This window comes from Lentzea sp. NPDC059081, assembly GCF_042738015.1.
Taxonomy (GTDB): Bacteria; Actinomycetota; Actinomycetes; order Mycobacteriales; family Pseudonocardiaceae; genus Lentzea.
The window spans coordinates 1-21569 of sequence record NZ_JBHYGW010000013.1 but is presented as its reverse complement, the minus strand read 5'-3'; the positions used below and the strand labels follow the sequence as shown (position 1 = coordinate 21569).

Annotated in this window: 22 protein-coding genes, 1 tRNA gene and 1 riboswitch; of the genes, 15 read left to right on the top strand and 8 right to left on the bottom strand. The window is 68.4% G+C overall.

What is annotated here, in order from left to right:
* Positions 1-79 precede the first annotated feature (79 nt).
* On the top strand, positions 80-655 hold the full coding sequence (locus tag ACFWV3_RS26365; protein ID WP_382414696.1) for a TetR/AcrR family transcriptional regulator: 576 nt from the start codon (positions 80-82) through the stop codon (positions 653-655).
* Here ACFWV3_RS26365 and ACFWV3_RS26360 read toward each other — a convergent pair.
* Positions 617-1255, bottom strand: coding sequence for a response regulator transcription factor (locus tag ACFWV3_RS26360; RefSeq protein WP_382414694.1), 639 nt, complete (start codon positions 1253-1255; stop codon positions 617-619). The genes ACFWV3_RS26365 and ACFWV3_RS26360 overlap by 39 nt on opposite strands.
* Positions 1256-1500: 245 nt before the next feature.
* Here ACFWV3_RS26360 and ACFWV3_RS26355 point away from each other — a divergent pair, with 245 nt between their 5' ends.
* Positions 1501-3009, top strand: coding sequence for a sodium:solute symporter family protein (locus ACFWV3_RS26355; protein ID WP_382414693.1), 1509 nt, complete (start codon positions 1501-1503; stop codon positions 3007-3009).
* Here ACFWV3_RS26355 and ACFWV3_RS26350 read toward each other — a convergent pair.
* Positions 2969-3364 carry a hypothetical protein gene (locus tag ACFWV3_RS26350; RefSeq protein WP_382414691.1) on the bottom strand — a complete coding sequence of 132 codons (396 nt, stop codon included), beginning with the start codon at positions 3362-3364 and terminating at the stop codon, positions 2969-2971. The two genes, ACFWV3_RS26355 and ACFWV3_RS26350, sit on opposite strands and share 41 nt — an antisense overlap.
* Before the next feature lie 90 nt (positions 3365-3454).
* Here ACFWV3_RS26350 and ACFWV3_RS26345 point away from each other — a divergent pair, with 90 nt between their 5' ends.
* Positions 3455-3871 carry a hypothetical protein gene (locus tag ACFWV3_RS26345; protein WP_382414689.1) on the top strand — a complete coding sequence of 139 codons (417 nt, stop codon included), beginning with the start codon at positions 3455-3457 and terminating at the stop codon, positions 3869-3871.
* Between the two features lie 270 nt (positions 3872-4141).
* Here ACFWV3_RS26345 and ACFWV3_RS26340 read toward each other — a convergent pair.
* A tRNA-Gly gene (locus ACFWV3_RS26340) sits at positions 4142-4215 on the bottom strand.
* Positions 4216-4334: 119 nt separating this feature from the next.
* On the opposite strand from ACFWV3_RS26340, the gene dcd reads away from it, so the two are divergent.
* On the top strand, positions 4335-4916 hold the full coding sequence (gene dcd, locus ACFWV3_RS26335) for a dCTP deaminase (RefSeq protein WP_382414687.1): 582 nt from the start codon (positions 4335-4337) through the stop codon (positions 4914-4916).
* Here dcd and ACFWV3_RS26330 read toward each other — a convergent pair.
* Complete coding sequence (locus ACFWV3_RS26330) at positions 4913-5887, bottom strand: cation diffusion facilitator family transporter (protein ID WP_382414685.1); 975 nt, start codon at positions 5885-5887, stop codon at positions 4913-4915. The two genes, dcd and ACFWV3_RS26330, sit on opposite strands and share 4 nt — an antisense overlap.
* Positions 5888-6164: 277 nt before the next feature.
* On the opposite strand from ACFWV3_RS26330, the gene ACFWV3_RS26325 reads away from it, so the two are divergent.
* Entirely contained in the window at positions 6165-6545 is a 381-nt protein-coding gene (locus ACFWV3_RS26325; RefSeq protein ID WP_382414683.1) for a phage holin family protein, read from the top strand.
* Between the two features lie 58 nt (positions 6546-6603).
* Here ACFWV3_RS26325 and ACFWV3_RS26320 read toward each other — a convergent pair whose 3' ends face one another.
* Positions 6604-8865, bottom strand: a complete 2262-nt coding sequence (locus ACFWV3_RS26320) for a (Fe-S)-binding protein (RefSeq protein WP_382414681.1) — start codon at positions 8863-8865, stop codon at positions 6604-6606.
* Positions 8866-9009: 144 nt separating this feature from the next.
* Here ACFWV3_RS26320 and ACFWV3_RS26315 point away from each other — a divergent pair, with 144 nt between their 5' ends.
* From ACFWV3_RS26315 to ACFWV3_RS26280, 8 genes are all read left to right on the top strand, one after another.
* Positions 9010-9333, top strand: a complete 324-nt coding sequence (locus ACFWV3_RS26315; protein ID WP_382414679.1) for a DMT family transporter — start codon at positions 9010-9012, stop codon at positions 9331-9333.
* An 8-nt stretch (positions 9334-9341) separates the two neighbouring features.
* Positions 9342-9920, top strand: coding sequence for a TetR/AcrR family transcriptional regulator (locus tag ACFWV3_RS26310; RefSeq protein WP_382414678.1), 579 nt, complete (start codon positions 9342-9344; stop codon positions 9918-9920).
* A gap of 4 nt (positions 9921-9924) precedes the next feature.
* On the top strand, positions 9925-10479 hold the full coding sequence (locus ACFWV3_RS26305) for a hypothetical protein (RefSeq protein WP_382414676.1): 555 nt from the start codon (positions 9925-9927) through the stop codon (positions 10477-10479).
* Between the two features lie 81 nt (positions 10480-10560).
* Entirely contained in the window at positions 10561-11397 is an 837-nt protein-coding gene (locus tag ACFWV3_RS26300; RefSeq protein WP_382414674.1) for a DUF4097 domain-containing protein, read from the top strand.
* Between the two features lie 187 nt (positions 11398-11584).
* Positions 11585-13447 carry a molecular chaperone DnaK gene (gene dnaK / locus ACFWV3_RS26295; RefSeq protein WP_382414672.1) on the top strand — a complete coding sequence of 621 codons (1863 nt, stop codon included), beginning with the start codon at positions 11585-11587 and terminating at the stop codon, positions 13445-13447.
* Positions 13444-14091: a nucleotide exchange factor GrpE gene (gene grpE / locus ACFWV3_RS26290; RefSeq protein WP_382414670.1), complete on the top strand. Its 648-nt coding sequence runs from the start codon at positions 13444-13446 to the stop codon at positions 14089-14091. Before dnaK ends, grpE begins: the two co-directional genes overlap by 4 nt.
* A gap of 17 nt (positions 14092-14108) precedes the next feature.
* A complete protein-coding gene (dnaJ, locus tag ACFWV3_RS26285; protein ID WP_382414669.1) occupies positions 14109-15272 on the top strand; it encodes a molecular chaperone DnaJ in 1164 nt (387 codons plus the stop codon).
* 5 nt (positions 15273-15277) lie between these two features.
* Positions 15278-15706: a heat shock protein transcriptional repressor HspR gene (locus ACFWV3_RS26280; RefSeq protein WP_382414667.1), complete on the top strand. Its 429-nt coding sequence runs from the start codon at positions 15278-15280 to the stop codon at positions 15704-15706.
* A gap of 522 nt (positions 15707-16228) precedes the next feature.
* On the opposite strand, the gene ACFWV3_RS26275 is transcribed toward ACFWV3_RS26280, so the two are convergent.
* Positions 16229-17128 carry an SDR family oxidoreductase gene (locus tag ACFWV3_RS26275; RefSeq protein WP_382414665.1) on the bottom strand — a complete coding sequence of 300 codons (900 nt, stop codon included), beginning with the start codon at positions 17126-17128 and terminating at the stop codon, positions 16229-16231.
* Positions 17129-17217: 89 nt separating this feature from the next.
* Here ACFWV3_RS26275 and ACFWV3_RS26270 point away from each other — a divergent pair, with 89 nt between their 5' ends.
* A complete protein-coding gene (locus tag ACFWV3_RS26270) occupies positions 17218-17793 on the top strand; it encodes a helix-turn-helix domain-containing protein (RefSeq protein WP_382414663.1) in 576 nt (191 codons plus the stop codon).
* Here ACFWV3_RS26270 and glyA read toward each other — a convergent pair.
* A complete protein-coding gene (glyA, locus tag ACFWV3_RS26265) occupies positions 17776-18993 on the bottom strand; it encodes a serine hydroxymethyltransferase (protein WP_382414661.1) in 1218 nt (405 codons plus the stop codon). The genes ACFWV3_RS26270 and glyA overlap by 18 nt on opposite strands.
* A 13-nt stretch (positions 18994-19006) precedes the next feature.
* Positions 19007-19088, bottom strand: a riboswitch (ZMP/ZTP riboswitch).
* Positions 19089-19094: 6 nt separating this feature from the next.
* Complete coding sequence (locus ACFWV3_RS26260) at positions 19095-20198, bottom strand: FAD-binding oxidoreductase (protein WP_382414659.1); 1104 nt, start codon at positions 20196-20198, stop codon at positions 19095-19097.
* A gap of 469 nt (positions 20199-20667) precedes the next feature.
* Here ACFWV3_RS26260 and ACFWV3_RS26255 point away from each other — a divergent pair, with 469 nt between their 5' ends.
* Entirely contained in the window at positions 20668-21186 is a 519-nt protein-coding gene (locus tag ACFWV3_RS26255) for a pyridoxamine 5'-phosphate oxidase family protein (RefSeq protein ID WP_382414657.1), read from the top strand.
* Positions 21187-21569: the final 383 nt, after the last annotated feature.

The following is a 21569-nucleotide window of genomic DNA, read 5'->3' as shown; positions in this document are numbered from 1 at the left end:
CTCCATGAAAGCGTACCGACTTGAAAAGTGCAACCGCTACACTTTTGAACCTGCTCAACTCATGAGGTATGGTCGGGTGGTGACCGAGCTCGGCCGCCGGGAGCGGAAGAAGCTGCAGACGCGTCAGTCGATCGCCGACGCGGCGACCAGGCTGTTCCTGGAGCGCGGGTTCGACGAGGTGGGCGTGAAGGAGGTCGCCGACACGGCGGACGTGTCGGTGACGACGTTGTTCAAGCACTTCCCCAGCAAGGAGGCGCTGGTCTTCGACGAGGACCAGGCGCAGGAGGCCGCGCTGGTCGAGGTGGTGCGCAACCGGGAGGGCAGGTCGATCCCGATGGCGTTGCGCGACCACTTCGTCGCGGCGGCGCGGGGGCACGCCGACCACCCGCAGTTCGAGGTCTTCCAGCGGCTGGTGATCGAGACGCCGGCGTTGCGCGACTACGGGCACCGGATGTGGACGCGGCACCAGACCGCGCTGGCGCAGGCCATCGCGGAGGAGGTCGGCGCACCGGAGGACGACGTTCGGTGCGCGGCGCTGGCCAGGTTCGCGCTGGAGGCCAGGGACGTGATCTTCGACCGCGCCGACCGCGAGCGGGCGGCCGACGAGGTCTTCGGCTTACTCGAGCGCGGATGGGCCGCCGAGCAGCAGTCCTGACCGGTAAGCCAGCGACACGGCGTGCGTCCGGTCGCGAGCGCTGAGCTTGCGCAGGATGCCCTTCACGTGGGTCCGCACGGTCTCCACGGACACGACGAGCTCGTCCGCGACCCGTTGGTTCTCCAGCCCTTCCGCGATCAGTGTGAGCACCTCGTACTCGCGCCGGGTCAGCGTGGGGCGTTCCTTGGCCCGCAGGTCGGGGTGCACGAACCCGCGGGAACGACAGGTCTCGGCGATCACCCGCAGGATCTCGCCCGGCTGGGCGCTGCGGGAGACGACGCTGCGGACGCCCGCGTCCATCGCGGTGGTCATGTAGTTGCCGTGCGCGTGGGCGTCGCGGACGAGCCCGATGATCATCAGCGCCGGGTCGCGGTCGACGAGCAGCCGGGCGAGGTGGCCTGCCGGGTCGAGCAGGGAGTCGACCAGCAGGAGGTCGGGCCGCAGCCGCGCGTGCATGCGCACGGCGGAGTGCAGGTCACCCGTCGAGCCCAGCCAGCGCAGGCCGGGGGTGCGCCTGACCAGCGACCACAGGCCCTCGCGGTACAGCGGTACGGGGTCGATCAGCGCGACGCCGGGAGCAGGCCGGCCTGGCGGGAGCATCAGCACCTCCGTTCGTGCTTCCAGACGAGTGACGTCGTTCCCTCGGACGCGTGACGCCGCTCTGGCTGTTCAAGTAGATGAACAAGGGTCACAAACGTGATTCAAGACTGGCGTAGGTCTTCCGCCCCACCGCAACAGTCTCGTAAGACCTACGTCACATATCCCGTGCGGATGTGCCAGGTTCCGCCGCCCGAGGCCTGGTGCTCTCGCGGGCACACGTGTGTGCACACGCCGCAGGAGGTCACATGGGCACCCTCGACTGGGTAGTCGTCGTCGGCTACTTCTTCGTGATGGTCGCGATCGGGCTCTGGTCACGCGGGCGGGTCCAGAACATCGCCGACTTCTTCACCGCGGGCGGCAAGATGCCGTGGTGGTTGTCGGGCATCTCCCACCACATGTCGGGTTACAGCGCGGTCATGTTCGTCGCGTTCGCGTCCGAGGCCTACCGGCTCGGCCTGACGGTCTACGTGTGGTGGTCGCTGACCATCGGCATCGGTGTCGGCATCGGCGCGTTCCTCTTCGCGCCGCGGTGGAACAGGTTGCGCTCCAAGCACAACGTCGCCTCACCGCTCGAATACCTGGCCAAGCGCTACAACCTGCCCACCCAGCAGGTCATGGCCTACGCGGGGGCGCTGCTCAAGGTCGTCGACATCGCCGCGAAGTGGGCGGCCGTGTCGATCCTGCTCCGCGGCTTCGCGGGCGTCCCGATCACGTGGGGAATCATCATCATCGGCCTGGTCACGATGGTGTACTCGGTGCTCGGCGGCCTCTGGGCCGACGCGCTCACCGACTTCGGCCAGTTCGTCATCCAGGCGGCGGCGGGCTTCGCGATGTTCTTCGCCGTCGCCGGCCGCCTCGGCTGGGGCTTCCCCGCGACGATCTGGGACAAGCTGCCGGAGAGCCACAGCGACCCGCTCGCCGGTCCGTACACCTCGACGTTCCTGATGGCGCTCTTCCTGATCAAGACGCTCGAGTACAACGGCGGCATGTGGAACCTGGCGCAGCGCTACATGGCCGCGCCGTCCGGCTTCGCGGCCAAGCGCTCCGCCCTGCTGTCGTCCGCGCTGTGGCTGGTCTGGCCGCTCGTGCTGTTCTTCCCGATGTGGGCGGCGCCACTGATCGTGCCCGGCCTCGAAGGCGCCCAGGCGGAGAACGCCTACATCGAGATGGGCAAGGAGATGCTGCCCGCGGGCATGATCGGCCTGGTACTGGCCGGCTTCTTCTCGCACACCATGGCGATGGTCTCGTCCGACGCCAACGTCATCGCCGCCGTGATCAACCGCGACATGCTGCCCCACCTGTGGAAGAAGGTGAAGTCGTTCTCCGCGGACAACCAGCTCCTGCTGGCCCGCGTGACGACGTTCGCGTTCATCGGCATCAGCATGATCATCGCCATCGCCTCCGGCGGCCAGGGCTTCGTCCTCAAGGTCGTGGTCGACCTGGTCGCGGCGACGATGGGCCCGATCGCGATCCCGTTGATGCTCGGCCTGCTCCCGTGGTTCCGCAAGATCGGCTCCACGGCGGCCATCGCCTCGGTCGTGGGCGGCCTCGGCATGTGGGCGTTCCTCTACGTCGAGCAGATGAACAAGGCCGCCTGGGTCACCAAGGGCGTGCTCGTGTCGTGGCCGTTGATGCTGTCGCTGGTCCTCTACCTGGCCATCGGCTTCCTGAAGAAGGAGCCCTCGACCGAACGCGACGTCCTGCTCGACTCGCTCAACTCCGATGAGCCAGAGCAGGAGAAGGTGAAGGCGTAACAACCCGCTCGTTCCGCATGATCCTCGCGGCGGCGCACCCGAACAGGGTCGCCGCCGCGAGCCACACGTAGGGCATCGGCGTACCGGTGTAGGCCTGCGCGCTGGTCGCGAGCACCACCGTGGCACCCGCGACGAGCCCGGTCGTGTGAGTCACGGGCATGGAGCTCTTCAGCACGGTGAAGAGGGCAACGGGCACGAGCAGGAACCCGTAGGCCAGCAGGCGCGTGAGCAGGTTGGCGCTCTCGGTGAGCTCGTACCGAAGCGCCGGCACGGCGAGCAACGTGAGAACCACGCCCAACCCGAGCCCGACCGCGAGACTCAGCAGCACGGTGAGCCCTTGCCTCGTACGCGTCATGCGTTACAAGACGCGTATGTCACCCGATGGTTGTCGTGGCGTGCGTCATCGTCACGAGACTCTTGTTCCTCATGCATGCACAGTGGATGCATGGGTAAGTGGCGTCCCGCAGACGATGCCGAACTGGCCACGGGCTGGCGGCTCTGGCTGGAGCTGAGCGACAAGGTGTGGCCGGACCCGTCGTGGGACGGCACACCGGCCGACGCCATCCGCCAGGTGCGCTCACTGCTGGCGGTGTGCGAGTCCATCCGCACCGATTACCTCGCCGAGACCCCGACCCCGTCCACCGCCCTGCTGCAACTCCTCCAGTCGATGGCTTTCGTCGCCTCGTTCCCGGTCGACCTGTGGCACGACGACACGCACCCGCTGGACGTGGAACGCGCCGAGCTGCTGCACGGCGACCTCGCGTCGTTCGCCGACCACGTCGCCGGGGTGCGGGCGGCGCTGGCGCAGGGCGGTGGCTGGGTGGAGCTGGACCGGCGGCCGTGGGGCCTGCCGGTCGACTGATGAGGTCGTAGGTTGTCTGGCAACTCCTGCCAGGCTGCCAGACAGATGTAGTCATTTTTTTAAAGCGAGTTGTGCCGCAGCATGACTGACCAGATCCGTGAGACGTCTGGGCGCACCGAAGTCAGCGAGGCGTACCTCCACGAGGATGAGCGGCAGGCCGGTTGGCACGTCGTCCAGTGTTGCGCCCGGTGCGCGCTTGCTCGAGAGAGCAATCGGCTGACTCGGCCCGGATACGACGAAGGCCCCAGCCAACCGGCTGGGGCCTTCGCGTGGAGCGGGTGACGGGAATCGAACCCGCCTCTACAGCTTGGGAAGCTGTCGTTCTACCAATGAACTACACCCGCATGAGCAAGCTCGTAGGCGATCATACACAGCCCGGCAACGCGACGTCTCACGCCGCATCTCACAACGCCGGTCTGTGGTGGCGGCTGGCCAACGCCGCCAACTCCGTTAGCCTGTCCGGGTGCTGCTGAGTGACCAGGATCTGCGCAAAGAGGTCGAGTCCGGCCGGCTCGTCCTCGACCCCTTCGACGTCGAGATGCTCCAGCCGAGTAGCATCGACGTGCGACTGGACCGGTTCTTCCGGGTCTTCAACAACACGAAGTACACGCACATCGACCCCGCCCAGCAGCAGGACGACCTCACCAGCATGGTCGAGGCGGCCGAGGGCGAGCCGTTCGTGTTGCACCCCGGCGAGTTCGTGCTCGGCTCCACCTACGAGATGGTGACGTTGCCGGACGACCTGGCCGGGCGGCTCGAGGGCAAGTCCAGCCTCGGGCGGCTCGGGTTGCTGACGCACTCGACGGCCGGGTTCATCGACCCCGGGTTCTCCGGGCACATCACGCTGGAGCTGTCCAACGTGGCGAACCTGCCGATCACGTTGCACCCCGGCATGAAGATCGGCCAGCTCTGCCTGTTCAAGCTGTCGAGCCCGGCGGAGCACCCGTACGGCTCGAAGCAGGCCGGCAGCCGGTACCAGGGGCAGCGCGGGCCCACGCCGAGCCGGGCCTACCTCAACTTCCACCGCACCGACACGCGCCGCTAGAAGCCGTAGCGTTCCAGCACGCGGCGGCGCAGGTCCGGGTCGGAGCGCGGCACGGGTTCGAGGAAGATCTCGTCCAGGTCCTTGAACTCGTCGCGGAGCTCGGCGGAGATGCGCACGCAGGCGTGCTCCAGTTCCGCGGCCGTCAGGTTGTCGTCGAAGTCGAGCCTCGCGCACAGCAGCACGCGGTCGGTGCCGATCAGCATCGTCAGCACGTCGACCACGGCGTCGACCTCCGGCACCTCGCCGAGGCGCTTCCAGATCGCCTTCACCACCACGGGGTCCGCCTGGCGGCCGATGAGCAGGCCTCGGTTCGTGCGGGCGAGGATGTAGGCCACGACGGCGAGCAGCACGCCGATGGCGAGTGAGGCCAGGCCGTCCCACAGCGACGAGCCGGTCAGCTGGTGCAGGCCCAGGCCAGAGAAGGCGAGGACCAGGCCGATCAGGGCCGCGGAGTCCTCCAGGAACACCGTCTTCACGGTCGGGTCGTCGGACACGCGCAGGTAGTCCCAGAAGCCGCGGCCGTGCGCCGCCGACTCGGAACGCACCTGCCGGAACGCCTGCGTCCACGACACGGACTCCAGTGCGAAGGCCAGGCCCAGGACGATGTAGCCGACCAGCGGGCAGGTTTGTTCCTCCGGCTCGCCGAAGACGGTGCGGAAGCCCTCGTAGAACGCGAACATCGCGCCGGAGGCGAAGATCGAGACGGCCGCCAGCAGCGACCAGAAGTAGCGCTCCTTGCCGTAGCCGAACGGGTGGCGGCGGTCGGCGGGGCGGTCGGAGCGGCGCAGGGCCGTCAGCAGGAGCGCCTCGGTGAACGTGTCGGCGACCGAGTGGGCCGCCTCGGAGAGGATCGCCGCCGATCCGGTCAAAACGCCCGCGATGGCCTTCGTGATGGCGATGGCCAGGTTGACCAGCAGCGCGAGGACGACGGTGAGGGTGCTCTCGCCCGATCCCGAGGGCTTTTCGCTCATGGTGATCAGCGTAGGCCGGGAGGCTCGTGGCAACCGTCCACTACTGCATTCGAGTGACATTCGCGGGGTCGAGCAACATCCGCGGGGGCTGGGGTGTCTTAAGGCTGGGATCCGCTCCGGGGGGACGCTGATCACCAGGGGGTAAGTCGGAACGGCCCGCGTCCGGGAGAGACGCGGGCCGTTCTGCGTCACGGGGAAGTCGCGGCTCCGGCGATCTTCGTGGCACGCCGCCGCCGGTCCTGACCACACAGGACTCGCCACGGCTAGTCTGCGCGGCATGGGCATCTTGGTGCATGTGCTGCTGACCGCGGTGGCGGTCTGGGTGTCGACCGCCCTCCCCGGCATCGACCTGGGCGAGGGCACCACCGGCTCGAGAATCCTCACGCTGATCGGCGTGGCGGTGATCTTCGGTCTGGTGAACGCGGTCGTGAAGCCGCTCGTGAAGTTCTTCGGCTGCCTGTTCTACCTGGTCACGCTCGGTCTGATCGGGCTCGTCGTGAACGCGCTGCTGTTCATGTTCACCGGGTGGATCGCCGAGCAGCTCGACCTGCCGTTCCGCGTCGACGGCTTCTGGCCCGCGTTCTGGGGCGCGATCATCGTCGCCCTGACCGGCTGGCTGCTGAACGTGATCTACGACAAGGTCACCGACAACGACTGACGCAGCAGCAGAAAGCCCCTCGGTCCACACCGGACCGAGGGGCTTTCTCGTGTGAAGCTCAGGCCTTCGCCTTGTCCTCGTCCGGCAGCGGCGTGCCGGTCGGGACCTCGTCGGTCGGCGTGTCCTTCTTCTCCGTGCCGCGTCGCACGGACTCCAGCAGCATCTGCGCCACGTCCACGACCTCGACGTGCGCGCCCGCCTGGCCGTCGGACTGACGCGCGGTCACGCCGTCGGTCAGCATCACGCGGCAGAACGGGCAGCCCGTCGCGATCTTCGACGGCGCGGTGCCGAGCGCCTCGTCCACGCGGTCGAGGTTGATGCGCTTGCCGATCCGCTCTTCCATCCACATCCGCGCGCCGCCGGCACCGCAGCACATCGAGCGCTCCTCGTGCCGCGGCATCTCGCGCAGCTTCGCGCCCGACGCGCCGATGAGCTCACGCGGTGCCTCGTAAACCTTGTTGTGGCGGCCCAGGTAGCACGGGTCGTGGTACGTGACGTCCTCGGTGACCGGCGCGACCGGCACCAGGCGGCGTTCGCGCACCAGCTTGTTCAGCAGCTGCGTGTGGTGCACGACCTCGTACGTGCCGCCGACCGACGGGTACTCGTTGGCCAGCGTGTTGAAGCAGTGCGCGCACGTCACGACGATCTTGCGCTGACCGGCGGGCCGGTCCTCGAACACCGAGTTGAGCACCTCGACGTTCTGCTGCGCGAGCATCTGGAACAGGAACTCGTTGCCGGCGCGGCGGGCAGGGTCACCGGTGCAGGTCTCCTCCGGGCCGAGCACGGTGTACTTCACGTCCGCGGTGTGCAGCAGCTCGGCGACGGCGCGCGTCGTCTTCTTGGCGCGGTCCTCGAACGCACCGGCGCAGCCGACCCAGAACAGGTACTCCGCGTCGCCCAGCTCGCCGTCGAACACCGGCACCTCGAAGTCGAGGCCCTCGGTCCACGCGAGGCGGTCCTTGGCGTTCTGGCCCCACGGGTTGCCCTTGTTCTCCAGGTTCTTGAACATCCCGCCGAGCTCGGTCGGGAAGTTCGACTCGATCAGCACCTGGTAGCGGCGCATGTCGACGATGTGGTCGACGTGCTCGATGTCGACGGGGCACTGCTCGACGCACGCGCCGCAGGTCGTGCACGACCACAGCACCTCGGGGTCGATGACGCCGAGCTCGTCCGGTCCGCCGACCAGCGGGCGCTCGGACTCCGCCATCGCCAGCACGTCGATCGACTCGAGGCGCTTCTTGTAGTCCTCGTACTTGTCCTCGACCAGGCCGACCTCGTCGCCCGCCATGTCGCGCGAGCCGCCGGCCAGCAGGTAGGGCGCCTTGGCGAACGCGTGGTCGCGCAGCTGCGTGATGACCATCTTGGGGGACAACGGCTTGCCGGTGTTCCAGGCGGGACACTGCGACTGGCAGCGGCCGCACTCGGTGCACGTGGAGAAGTCGAGCCAGCCCTTCCAGCTGAAGTCCTCGACCTTGCCGACGCCGAACACGTCCTTGTCCGGGTCGGCCTCCTCGAGGTCCAGGACCTGGCCGCCGGACATCATCGGCTTGAGCGCGCCCAGTGCGACGCCGCCGTCGTCCTCGCGCTTGAAGTAGATGTTGAAGAACGCCGAGAACCGGTGCCAGGCGACGCCCATCGTGAGGTTCCGGCCGACGACGACCAGCCAGATCATGCCGCTCAGCAGCTTGACCAGCGCCATCACCGACACCCAGATGGGCGCGGAGGGCAGGATCTGCGCGAGCGGCTGCGTCACGAACGACGTCCACAGCGGCGCGTCCTCGAGACCGCTCGACTGCTTGAAGGCCTTGACCAGGAGGATGCCGAGGCCCTCGATGACCACGACCGCCTCGACGAAGTAGGCGGAGCGGAAGCTCGACCCGGCGAAGCGGGAGATCCGGTCGGCCCGGCGCGGGTGGTTGAGCTGGCGGATGATCGCGAGCGCCACACCGCCGACGACGGTGCCGAGGCCCAGCAGCTCGACCAGCAGCAGCCAGATCGACCACGTGCCGATGACCGGCCAGTGGAAGTGCGGGTCGAACACCTCGCCGTAGGCCTCGAACAGGACGGCGGAGCCGATGAGGAAGCCCCACATCACCATCCAGTGCCACGGGGCGACCGAACGGAACTTGGCCATCCGCGTGTGCGCGACGAACTCGACGACCATCGTCTTCAGACGCGGCCAGAACGGCCCGAAGCGGGTCCCGTCCGGCTGACCGAGCCGGATGATCTTGATCATCTTCCAGACGCCGGTGACGAACACGCCCCAGGCGACGACGCTCACCGCTACGGCGACGAGTCCGAGAACCAGCTGGAGGGTCATGGCGGGAGTCTAGGACAGGTTACTCCTGAGTAACCACTTGGACGTGGCCGGTGTCTCCCCGCGTACCGGTCAAGATTCCACATCTTGATCGAAAACTTATGGAACAATCGTTCAGGTAGTTCGTCCAAACCCCTGGAGTCCACCGTGTTGTACGTGTATCTGGCCGCGGCGATCGTGGCCGAGATCGCCGCTACGGTGTCGTTGAAGCTTTCCGAGGGATTCACCAGACTGTGGCCGTCGGTCGTGGTCGTCATCGGATACGCCATCGCCTTCACGGCACTTTCGCGCGCGTTGAAGTTGGGTATGCCCGTGGGCGTCGCCTATGCCGTGTGGTCGGCTATCGGTGTCGCGTCCGTGGCGATCATCGGCTGGCGGTTCCTCGGCGAGACCCTCAACCCCACGATGGTCGTCGGCCTGGTCCTGATCATCGGAGGCGTGGTGACGCTCGAGCTCGGGAGGACGCACTGACCGCGGTAATGGAGCCCCAGAAGGTGGACGGCCGCAAGGCGCGGGGCGAGAAGAAGCGCCGGGCGATCATCGAGGCGACCCTGCGCGTGATCGAACGCGACGGCATCGCCGGCGTGACCCACCGCAGTGTGGCCCGTGAGGCGGGCGTGCCGACGACGGCGCCCACCTACTACTACGCGACGCTCGACGACCTCCTGATCGCCACGCTGCTGTGGTCGGCCGAGGTGCTGTGCGACGACATGCTGCAGATCGTCGCGAGCGGCGGCAGCGCGCGGGAGATCGCGAAGGTCATCGCCAAGTCGGTCGACGAGAACCGCGGCCGCACGCTCGCCGAGTACGAGCTGTACCTGTTGGCGGGCAGGCGTCCCGAGCTGAAAGCCGCCGCACGCCGGTGGCTCGACCTCGCGGTGGAGGCGGTCCGCCCGGCCGACCCGGTGGCGTTCCGCGCGTTCCTCGCCGCGATCGACGGGCTGCTGCTCCAGGGCCTCATCGCCGACGTCGCGCCGACCGAGGACGAGCTGGAGCCAATCGTGTCCTTCTTGATCCGCGGTCGCGACGATTTCACGGCCGCCGCGAGGGAAGAATGAGGCCATGAAGTTCGCGCGAGAGGTGTCCGGCATCAGCCACGGGGTGAGCCTGGGGCTCCTCGCGGCGCTCTACGTGCGCGACTCGCTGGCGTTGTCCGTCGACGTCGAGCCGCACGTGCCCGGCCTGGAGCCGTCGTTGCCGGTGCAGGTGCCCGCGGGCGTCGACCGCGCCGCCGTGACCGCAGAGTGGCCCGGCTGGTGGGCCGACGCGCTGGTCGCGTGCACGCGCGGCGCCGAACCCGCCACCCCCGAGGACGCCGCGGCGCTGCTGACCCGCCCCGCCTGCCACGCCGCCGCGCTCGCGCTGAAGCCGGGCATCGAGGAGCTGCACCGGGTGCAGAGCCCGGCCGCGCTGCCGATCGGCGACGTGCTGCGCGGTATCGAGTCGCGCATCGGCCGGTGGGCGCAGAGCGTGGAGCTCCACATCGTCGAGGTGCCGGTCGAGGGCCTGCTCTGGGAGCGCATCGCCCCGGCGCACGTGCTGGCGTCGACGAGGTTCCTGAACGACCCGGCGCGCACGGCGCCGGCGTTGCGCGCGGTGCTCGAAGACCTCGTCTAGGTCGGGGTAGGGAGAACCCCACCCCCGCTCCGGGGGCTCACTGCCGTGTCCCTGAGCAGGCTCACCTCTACTTTTGTGGGCATGATGAGGACAGCGCTGGTGGCGTTGGTGGCGGGGACGGTGCTCACGGCGCTGACGGGCTGTGGCATCCGCATCGTGGAGTACGAGTTCTCCGACGACCACGTGGTCGGGGAGAAGATCACGTCCGTGCGTGCGCGCAACGGGTCGGGGGACGTGACGATCAGGCACCAGCAGGGCCTGGCCGAAACCAAGATCCACCGCAGGGTGCAGCACAACAAGAACAACAAGCCGAGCGGGCCCACGCACCACGTCGAGGGCACCGTGCTGGTGCTGGACTCGTGCGGGGACCACTGCGAGGCCAACTACGACGTGCTCGTGCCCTCGGCCGACATCACCGTGGTCGGCGACGTGGGGTCGGGCGACGCGGTCGTCGAGGGGGTCGCCTCCGTCGAGTACTCGACCGGCTCCGGCGACGTCACCACGCTCGACATCGCCGGGGACGTCAAGGTCAACGCCGGGTCGGGCGACTTCCGGGCCACCAGGGTCGGTGGCACCGTGACCGCCGATCTCGGTTCCGGCCGCATCGAGCTGAACACGGTGAAGGGCAAGCTGCTCGCCGTCGCGCGGTCCGGCGACATCGACGGGTCGTTCCTGAGCGGCGACGTGATCGCCGACTCCGGCTCCGGCCGGGTCGAGCTGACCATGGCGGAGCCGAGGTCCGTCCGGGCCAACAGCGGCTCCGGTGACGTCAACGTGCGGGTGCCGGGAGGTCCCTACAAGATCACCGGGAACTCGGGCAGCGGTGACCGCGACATCCACGTCGCCACCGACCCGAACGCCTCCCTCGAGCTCAACCTGACCACCGGGTCGGGAGAGGTCCGGGTGTTCGCCATCTGAGACCCGTCCGGGGGGACTGTGTCGAGGGCCACTCCACAAGGGGTGGCCCTCGGTGCGTTCTGAGGGAACAACGCGAGCTTCCCGGCCGTTGGCACAGTCAGAAAGCTTGAGTCGGGTAGGCTCAAGGTTGAGCGGATGGCAAACTTGAGCCAGCAACGCTCAACAAGTACTAGCGGAAGGAACTCCAATGGCGCGTGCAGTCGGCATCGACTTGGGGACGACCAACTCCGTCGTCGCCGTTCTCGAGGGCGGTGAGCCGACGGTCATCGCCAACTCGGAGGGCTCGAGGACGACCCCGTCCATCGTCGCGTTCGCGAAGAACGGCGAGGTCCTCGTGGGTCAGCCCGCGAAGAACCAGGCCGTCACCAACGTCGACCGCACCATCCGTTCGGTCAAGCGCCACGTCGGCACCACCTGGAAGACCGACGAGATCGACGGCAAGCAGTACACCTCGCAGGAGATCTCCGCGCGCGTGCTGATGAAGCTCAAGCGCGACGCCGAGGCGTACCTGGGTGAGGAGATCACCGACGCCGTCATCACCGTCCCGGCCTACTTCGAGGACGCGCAGCGCCAGGCCACCAAGGAGGCCGGCCAGATCGCGGGTCTCAACGTGCTCCGCATCGTCAACGAGCCGACCTCCGCCGCTCTGGCGTACGGCCTCGACAAGGGCGAGAAGGAGCAGACCATCCTGGTCTTCGACCTCGGTGGCGGCACGTTCGACGTCTCGCTGCTCGAGCTCGGCGACGGTGTGGTCGAGGTCCGCGCGACCTCCGGTGACAACCACCTCGGTGGCGACGACTGGGACCAGCGCATCGTCGACTGGCTGGTCGAGCGCTTCAAGCAGGCGAACGGCATCGACCTGACCAAGGACAAGATGGCCCTGCAGCGGATCCGCGAGGCCGCTGAGAAGGCCAAGATCGAGCTGTCCAGCTCCAGCAACGCCTCGATCAACCTGCCGTACATCACGGTCGACTCGGACAAGAACCCGCTGTTCCTCGACGAGACGCTGTCGCGCGCCGAGTTCCAGCGGATCACGAACGACCTGCTCGAGCGCACCCGCGCGCCGTTCAACAACGTGATCAAGGACGCCAACATCTCCGTCGGCGACATCGACCACGTCGTGCTCGTCGGTGGCTCGACCCGCATGCCCGCCGTCGCGGAGCTCGTCAAGGAGCTGACCGGCGGCCGCGAGCCCAACAAGGGCGTGAACCCGGACGAGGTCGTCGCCGTCGGCGCCGCCCTGCAGGCCGGTGTCCTCAAGGGCGAGGTCAAGGACGTCCTGCTGCTCGACGTCACCCCGCTGTCCCTCGGCATCGAGACCAAGGGCGGCATCATGACCAAGCTGATCGAGCGCAACACCACGATCCCGACGAAGCGCTCCGAGACCTTCACGACGGCGGACGACAACCAGCCGTCCGTGCAGATCCAGGTCTTCCAGGGCGAGCGCGAGATCGCGGCGCACAACAAGAAGCTCGGCATGTTCGAGCTGACCGGCCTGCCGCCCGCCCCCCGTGGCGTGCCGCAGATCGAGGTCACCTTCGACATCGACGCGAACGGCATCGTCCACGTGTCGGCGAAGGACCTGGGCACCGGCAAGGAGCAGTCGATGACGATCACCGGTGGCTCCGCGCTGCCGAAGGACGACATCGACCGCATGGTGAAGGACGCCGAGGCCCACGCGGAGGAGGACAAGCGCCGCCGCGAGGAGGCCGAGGTCCGCAACCAGGCCGAGACCCTCGTCTACCAGACGGAGAAGGTCGTCAAGGAGAACGACGACAAGCTCCCGGCCGAGGTCAAGGAGAAGGTCAACGCCGCCATCGCGGAGGCGACCGAGGCGCTCAAGGGCACCGACATCAACGCCATCAAGACGGCGGTCGAGAAGCTCGCGACCGAGTCCCAGGCCATCGGCCAGGCGATCTACGCCAACGCGCCGGGTGCCGCCGGTGCCGAGGCCCCTGGTGCCGACGCGCCGGGTGCCGCGGGTGCGGGCGCCAAGAAGGACGACGACGTCGTCGACGCCGAGATCGTGGACGAGGACGAGAAGAAGTGACCGAGCCGAGGCACGCCGCCCCTGACGAGGAGCAGCCTCAGGTCGTCGTGAACGACCGGCGCCGGATCGACCCCGAGACGGGCGAGGTCCGGCCGCCGGCCCACGCGGCGCCAGAGGAGGGCCTTGCCGAAGGCACTGCTCCGGTTTCCGAAGAGCCCCTGGTCGCCGAGGTCGTGGACGAGGTGGCCGCCGAGCTGAAGACCCAGCTCGACGAGCGCACCGCCGACCTGCAGCGGCTCACCGCCGAGTACGCGAACTACCGCAAGCGGGTGGAACGCGACCGCGAAGCGGTGATCAACAACGCGAAGGCGTCCGTGGCGGGCGAGCTGCTCTCGGTCCTGGACGACGTCGAGAGGGCCGCCGCGCACGGCGACCTGACCGGCGCGTTCAAGGCCGTGGCGGACAAGCTCGTGTCCACGCTGGCCAAGACCGGCCTGCAGCCGTTCGCGCACGAGGGCGAGGCGTTCGACCCGTCGGTGCACGAGGCCGTGCAGCACAGCACGTCCCCGGACGTCGACGGACCGACGGTCACCGCCGTCCTGCGCCGCGGCTACACGTTCGGCGACAAGCTCGTCCGGCCCGCGCTCGTCGCGGTGACGGACCACGAGCCGGCACCCAGTGCCGCGCCGGCTGAAGAGAACTAGGGAGGAGGAGACGTCCGGTGAGTGCTAGGGACTGGATCGAAAAGGACTTCTACCGCGAGCTCGGCGTCTCCTCCGACGCGTCGGCGGACGAGATCAAGAAGTCGTACCGCAAGCTCGCCCGCGAGCTGCACCCCGACGCCAACCCCGGCGACGCCAAGGCCGAGGCCCGCTTCAAGGCGGTCTCCGAGGCCTACGGCGTGCTGTCGGACCCGGCCAAGCGCAAGCAGTACGACGAGGCCCGCCGCCTGTTCGCGGGTGGCGGTGGCTTCCCGGGCTCCGGCGGCTTCGGTTCCGGCGGCTTCGACGTCAACGACCTGTTCGGCCGTGCCGCGCAGGGCACCGGTGGCGGCGGCCTGGGCGACATGCTCAGCGGCCTGTTCAACCGGCGTGGCGGAGCGGCGGCCGGTTCGCCGACGCGCCCGCGCCGTGGTGAGGACGTCGAGACCGACGTCCGCATCGACTTCACCGAGGCGGTGAAGGGCGCGACCGTGCCACTGCGCCTGTCGTCCCCGGCCGCCTGCACGACGTGCAACGGCTCGGGCGCCAAGCCCGGCACCACCCCGCACACCTGCGCGACGTGCTCGGGTTCCGGCCTGGTCACCCGCTCGCAGGGCGCCTTCGCGTTCAGCGAGCCGTGCCGCGACTGCCGCGGCACCGGCCGGATCATCGACGACCCGTGCCCCGAGTGCGGTGGCGACGGCGTCAGCACCCGGACCCGCACGCTGACCGTGCGGATCCCGTCGGGCGTCGACGACGGCCAGCGGATCCGCCTTGCGGGACAGGGAGAACCCGGCCGCAACGGCGGGCCCTCCGGCGACCTGTTCGTGCGCGTGCACGTCAACCCGCACAGCGTGTTCGGCCGTCAGGGCAACGACCTGACGCTGAAGGCGCCGATGACGTTCTCGGAGCTCGCTCTGGGCACGACGTTGACCGTGCCGACGCTGGACGGCAAGGTGACCTTGAAGGTGCCCGCCGGCACGTCCTCGGGACGGGTGATGCGGGCGCGGGGCAAGGGGATCACGAAGCGCGACGGCACTTCCGGCGATCTCCTGATCACCCTGGAGGTCGCGGTGCCGAACAACCTCTCGTCCGAGGCCCGCAAGGCCCTGGAGGAGTACGCGGCGGTGACCGTGGACCACGATCCGCGCGGAGATCTGAACGCGCTGCTTGAAGGGCGGTGAGTTCCGTGGGTTTTCCGTTCCCTCCTGGGACTGACGAGGACACGCCGTTCTTCGTGATCTCGGTGGCCGCCCAGTTGTCCGGGTTGCACGCGCAGACCCTCCGGTCGTACGACCGGATGGGGCTGGTGTCGCCGGGGCGCACTTCCGGTGGCGGGCGGCGGTACTCGATGCGGGACATCGTGCTGCTGCGCGAGGTTCAGCGGTTGTCGCAGGACGAGGGTGTGAACCTCGCGGGGATCAAGCGGATCATCGACCTGGAGAACCAGGTGGATGCGTTGCGGATGCGCGTTGCCGAGTTGCAGCAGGAGCTTGCTCAGGCTTTGGCGGCGGCTGATTCGACGGCTGCTGCTGTGCATGCTTCTTATCGGCGGGATCTGGTGCCCATTCGGCAGGAGACCGCGCTGGTGGTGTGGAAGCCGAAGCCGCGCAAGTGAATCTTGTCGGACCCCCTGAGTAAAGTCGGGTTGATCAGGGGTCCATTTTTCAGGGGGACGCCTGCGTCAGCGTGTGGTTTGCGCTGGGGTGGTTGCGTTCCCCTGTTTTGTGCCTTCTGTTGCGTGCCCCCTGTGCGACCCTTGTTTCGTGGCGTTCCCCTGGTGCGGGCGGGGTGGTTGCGGTTGCGTGCTTCCCCTCAGGGGCTCTGCCCCCGAACCCCCGGCAATCTGATCGGGGGCCCAGCGCCACTCGCGGGTTGATGGCACGCCTGTTTGTGTTGGGCGGCTTGCTGTTTCGTAGTTTGGTTGCGTTGCGGTGGGGTCCCGTCACGAGTCGCACCAGGAGCGAGCCACAACGAGATGGGGGTGTCAAACAGCCGAAAAGCGTGGCCGTTTGACACCCCCATCTCGTTGCAGCGAGTGCTGTGGTGCGACTCGTGACGGGACCCCACCGCGGGCGCTCTTGGCTCAAAGCAAAGGGCTCGGCTTCGCCTTCGCAGGGGCTCGCCTTTGGTCTCGCGTCTACTTCTGTTCGAAGTAGAAGTCGGCTTCCAGGTCCTCCAGGAGGCCCGGTTCCTTCGGCTCCCAGCCCAGCAGTGCCTTGGTTTGCTCGGCCGACGTCGGGGCGTCGCGCGACACCATGAACGCCAGTGGGCCGAAGTGTTCCTGTGCGCGGTCTGCCGGGATGCTCTCGGTGGGCACGCCCAGCTTGCGGCCGATGGCCTCGGCGATCTCCTTCATTGTGATCGCCTCCTCTGCCACCGCGTGCAGGACCGAGCCGGCCGGTGCCTTTTCCGCTGCCAGGCGGTAGAGGCGGGCGGCGTCCAGGGTGTGGCCTGCTGACCAGCGGTTCGTGCCGTCGCCGGGGTAGCCGGAGACGCCGGTGGCTCGTGCGGTCCTGATCAGGATCGGGATGAAGCCTGCCGTGTCCAGGGCGCTGTGGACGGTGGGCGGGAGGACGACCACGGCGCCGCGGAGGTCGGTGGCGTCGATGATCTCGTTGCGGGCGGCGCCTCGGGGGCTGTCGCTCGGGACGCGTTCCTCTTCCGTGGCCGTGTGGCCCAGGCCCGAGTACGAGAGGGTGCCGCCGGTGCCGATCAGGGGCTTGCCGGTGCCGGACAGTTCGTCGAGGAACGTGCGGACCACGGCGATGTCGGCGTGGGCGGCGCCGGCGTAGTCGCCTGCGTACATCTCGTCGTGCTTGAACGCCAGGTGGATCACGGCGTCCGACTCGGCGGCGGCTTTGCGGAGCACGTCCAGGTCGTCGAGTGTGCCCAGCAACGGGGTGGCGCCCTGGGCGTCGACTTTGGCGGCGGAGGCGTCCGAGCGGGCCAGGCCCACTACCTGGTGGCCCGCGTTCAGCAGTTCCGGGACCAGGGCCGAGCCGACGTGGCCGCTGGCGCCCGTGACGAAGACCTTCATGAAACCTTCTCCTGCGACAAGTGATGGGACTTGGTCTCATCAACCGTAGCAGAGTGATGGGACTAAGTCGCATCACTTAGGATGGGGGCATGGGTCGATGGGAGCCGGACGCACGGGCGCGGTTGGTGGCGGCTGCGCTCGACCTGTTCAGCGAGCAGGGGTACGAGAACACGGCGGTCGCTCAGATCGCGGAGCGCGCGGGGCTGACGAAGAGCACGTTCTTCCGGCACTTCCGGGACAAGCGCGAGGTGCTGTTCGGGGGGCAGGACGAGCTCGCCGGGTTGATGACCGGGGCGATCGCCGCGACGCCGGTGGAGGCCGGGGCGTTGGCGGCGGTCGAGGCGGCGTTGGTGGCCACCGCGGTGACGTTCGGGGAGGAGCGGCTGTCGCACGGGGCGCAGCGGCTGGCGGTGATCGCGGGCAACGACGAGCTGCGGGAGCGGGCCGCGTTGAAGATGGTCGGGTTCGCCCTCGCGATGACCGGTGCGTTGAAGGACCGCGGGGTGCCCGAGCTGGACGCCGTCGTGGCCGCCGAGCTCGGGGTGCTGGCGTTCGACCGCGGGTACGTGCGGTGGCTCGAGACCGGCGGGGACTTCCGGGAGATCGCCCGCCGGTCACTCGGTGAGGTGTGTGCCGCCGCCAGGTCGCTAGAGGGCGGCGAGTAGTTCTTCCACCTCGGACGCGATCCGGTCCAGTGCCTGGTCGTCGTCGTGGGCGGCGATCGCGCGGTCGATCCAGCCGGCGATCGACGGCATCTGCTCCGGCTCGAGGCCGCGGGTGGTGATGCCGGCGGTGCCGAGGCGGATGCCGGACGGGTCGAACGGCTTGCGCGTGTCGAACGGGACCGCGTTGTAGTTCAGCTCGATGCCCGCGCGGTCGAGCGCCCGTGCCGCCGGCTTGCCGCCGATCAGCTTCGACGTGAGGTCGATCAGGATCAGGTGGTTGTCGGTGCCGCCGGACACCAGGTCGAAGCCGCGGTCCAGCAACGCGCCTGCCAGCGCCTTCGCGTTGGCGACGACGGTGTGGGCGTACTCGCGGAACTCCGGCTGCGAGGCCTCGTGCAGCGCCACGGCGATCGCCGCGGTGGTGTGGTCGTGCGGACCGCCCTGCAGGCCGGGGAACACGGCGCGGTCGATCGCCTTCGCGTGCTCGGCAGTGCTGAGGATCATCGCGCCGCGCGGGCCGCGCAGGGTCTTGTGCGTCGTCGTGGTGATCACGGGGGCGTGGCCGACCGGCGACGGGTGGGCGCCGCCCGCGACGAGGCCCGCGATGTGCGCGATGTCGGCGACCAGGACCGCGCCGACCTCGTTCGCGATCTCCGCGAACGCCGGGAAGTCGATGGTGCGCGGGATCGCCGTGCCGCCGCAGAAGATCACCTTCGGGCGTTCGGCGAGTGCCAGCGCGCGGACCTCGTCCAGGTCGACCACGCCGGTGTCCTTGCGGACGTCGTACTGCACCGCGCGGAACCACTTGCCCGTGGCCGAGACGCTCCAGCCGTGGGTGAGGTGGCCGCCCATCGGCAGCGACATGCCCATCACGGTGTCGCCCGGCTGCAGGAACGCGAGGTACACGGCGAGGTTCGCCGGCGCACCGGACAGCGGCTGCACGTTGGCGTGGTCCACGCCGAACAGCGACTTCGCCCGGTCGATGGCGAGCTGCTCGACCTGGTCGATGATCTGCTGCCCCTCGTAGTATCGCTTGCCGGGGTAGCCCTCGGAGTACTTGTTGGTCAGCACGGAACCCGTCGCCTCGAGCACGGCCTGCGACACGTCGTTCTCCGACGCGATCATGCGCAGCTTGCGTGCCTGGCGGTCGGCCTCCGCGTTGATCAACGCGAACACGGCGGGATCGGTCTCAGCGAGCACAGCGCGACTCCACGCCGGGCACCCAGGCGTTCGGTGCACACGGCGGTCGCTTCCCGGTGGTCACTTCCACCCTCGGCACGCCAGTCGCGGACGTGCCGAGCCTAGTCCAGCGTGAACGGGTCGTACTTGATCCGGTCGAGCGGAGTTCCGGCGACCAGCATGCGGGACACCGTCGATCTGATCATGGCCGGACTGCCGCAGACCAGGACGTCGCGGTCCTCCCACGCGCCGTAGCGGGTGACGACGTCGGCCAGGCTGCCCTGCTCGACGCCGCGGACCCCGGGATCCGACTCGAGCACCGGCACGACCGTGAGCCACGGGTTCGTGGTCGCGATGCGCTGCAGGTTGTCGAGGTCGTAGAGGTCCTCGCGGGTGCGGCCGCCGTAGAACAGGTGCACGCGGGGGTTGTCGCCCCACTGAGACATCTCGTCGATGATCGCGTGCATCGGCGCCACGCCCGTGCCGCCGGCCACCATCAGGACGTCCGACCCGGACGTGCGGTCGACCGAGAGACGTCCCATCGGCGGACCGATGCGCCAGGTGTCGCCTGCCTGCGTGTGGCCGACCACCGAGCGGGACACCCAGCCGCCGTCGACGGACCGGATGTGGAACTCGATGACGCCGTCCTCGCGCGGGGCGTTGGCCGGCGAGTAGTACCGCCACAGGCGCTTGCGCTGCGGTGTTTCGACGCTGACGTACTGACCGGCCTTGTAGTTGACCGGGTGGTCCGGTTGCAGCCGGACGACGGCCAGGTCCCACGAGACGCGCTGGTGCTCCAGCACCGTCGCGTGCCAGTAGGCGGGCCCGTTGTCGGCGTCGGCGGCCTCCTGCATGGCCCGCGCCATCAGCGTGTAGGCCTCGGCCCACGCCATCTCGACCTTGGGCGTCCAGGCGGCACCGGCGAACTTCTTCACCGCGGACAGCAGTGCCGTCCCGACCGCCTCGTAGTGGACGTTGATGACACCGAACTTGCGGTGGTCACGGCCCAGCTGGCGCAGGAACGGGATGAGGTCGTCCGGGCGGTCGACCATCTGCACCACGTGCACGAGGGCGCGCAGCAGGCGGCTGCGTTGCACCTCCATGTTCGCGGGGAACATCTCGCGTGTGGCGGGCGAGAGGGAGAAGAGCATGCCGTAGAAGAACTTCGCCACTTCTTCGGCGTGCGGCTCCACCACCGCGAAGCTCTCCCGGATCATCCGCACCATCGCGGTGACGCCAGGCGGAGGTTCTCGGTGTGGCGGGGTAGGGATGGGGCTCAGCACAGCGTTCGCAGTCATGGTCCGCGCGCAGTCTCCACGTTCTCATGGGCGCCAGCAAGGCGCTGTCGTCCTGGTCGAGCATTGGTGCCAGCAAGGCGCTGACGTTCCTCGTCAAGCATCCGTCCCCCGACAGGGTGGACAGTAACCCCTGATCTAGCCCTTTGACTCCTTGATGCCACCTTCGAGCGAAGCATGGTTACTCTACGCAACTACTTGTTACCGCAACAGTGTGAATGTGAGCATCCTTCTGTACCGGGTTGCTCGCTTGCGTGCTTGGGTGGGCCGCGTGTCCCTGCCTGAGCTGACTGATACCACCTCACCCGACCGTGTCGAGCTCCCCGGCTCACGCGGAGAGCACTTCCTCCAATGTGCCCTGGAGACGTCCGATCGCGCTAGACGCTTCTACTCGGACCAGGTGCTGGATCACCTGAACGCGGCGATGGTGGAGTTCGTCGAGCGGATGGAGATGGCGTTCATCTCCACCGCTGACGCGGACGGGTCGTGCGACTCGTCGCTGCGGTGCGGGTCGGCCGGGTTCCTGCGCGTCGTGGACTCGCGGACCGTCGTCTACCCCGAGTACCGGGGGAACGGGGTCATGGCTTCCCTCGGCAACATCATGGAGAACCCGCACGTCGGGATGCTTCTCGTCGACTTCGCCGACGACCTGATCGGGTTGCACGTGAACGGGCGGGCTCGGATCGCTCCGCTGGAGGAGTTCTCGGAGTTCGCTTCGGACGATCCTCGGGTGGAGCGGTGGGTGGTGGTGTCCGTGGAGGAGGCTTACGTCCACTGCCGGAAGCACATCCCTCGGATGGTTCCCGTTGATCGGGTTCGGCATTGGGGGACCGATGATGTGAAGCGGAAGGGTGGGGACTTCTTCGGGGTTCGGGCTGATCGGGCCGCTTCGGCTGATCTTGTCGGACCCGCTGAGTAAAGTCGGGTTGATCAGGGGGTCCACTTTTCGGGGGGACGCCTGCGTCAGCTTGCTCCTGTGGCGCGCGGCTGTTGCGTGGGTCGTCCCCCTGTTTCGTTGGCGGCTGTCCCGTCTGTTGTCCGTGCGTGGCCGCTTTGCGCTGGGGCCGTTCCTGGTGCGTGCGTTGATTCGGGGGCGCTGCCCCCAAGCCCCCGACACTCCCAAAGGAGCCCCCTCCAACGCCGCGCGCAGGCTGATGGCACGCCTGGTGCGTTGGGCGGCTTGCTGTTGCGTAGGTGGTTCCGGTGCGGTGGTGGCTCCCCCGTCTAGCGCTACCGAGCGAGCCACACGCGAGGAGGGGTGTCAAACGGCCGAAAAGCGTGGCCGTTTGACACCCCTCCTCC